The sequence below is a fragment of the Streptomyces marinisediminis genome (assembly GCF_026262575.1).
Classification (GTDB): Bacteria; Actinomycetota; Actinomycetes; order Streptomycetales; family Streptomycetaceae; genus Streptomyces; species Streptomyces marinisediminis.
On sequence record NZ_JAPKFL010000124.1, the window covers coordinates 1 to 394 of the forward strand.

Here is a 394-nt window from a genome sequence, read left to right on the forward strand (position 1 = left end):
CGCCGAGGTGGACTGGTCCACGGGCGCCGTCGAGCTGCTGACCGACGCCCGCGCCTGGCCGGCCGGTGCGGAGCCGCGCCGCGCGGGCGTGTCCTCGTTCGGCATCAGCGGCACCAACGCCCACGTCATCCTCGAAGAAGCCCCGGACGGCCACCGCGCCGCCCGCGCGGCCCTGTCGGCCACCGGCACGTCCGGCGCCACGGCGTTCCTGTTCTCCGGTCAGGGCTCCCAGCGGGCCGGGATGGGCCGGGAGCTGTACGACGCCTTCCCGGTGTTCGCGGACGCCTTCGACGCGGTGTGCGCGGAGCTGGACCGCCACCTGGACGCCTCCGTGCGCGAGGTGGTCTTCGACGGCGCGGAGCTGCTGGACCAGACCCAGTACACCCAGGCCGGG

The 394-nt window shown here is 75.6% G+C and carries 1 protein-coding gene; it reads left to right on the top strand.

All coding sequences use genetic code 11. The features are described from left to right. On the top strand, positions 1 to 394 hold a 394-nt coding region (locus OSB71_RS24360), incomplete at both ends, for an acyltransferase domain-containing protein (protein WP_265950965.1).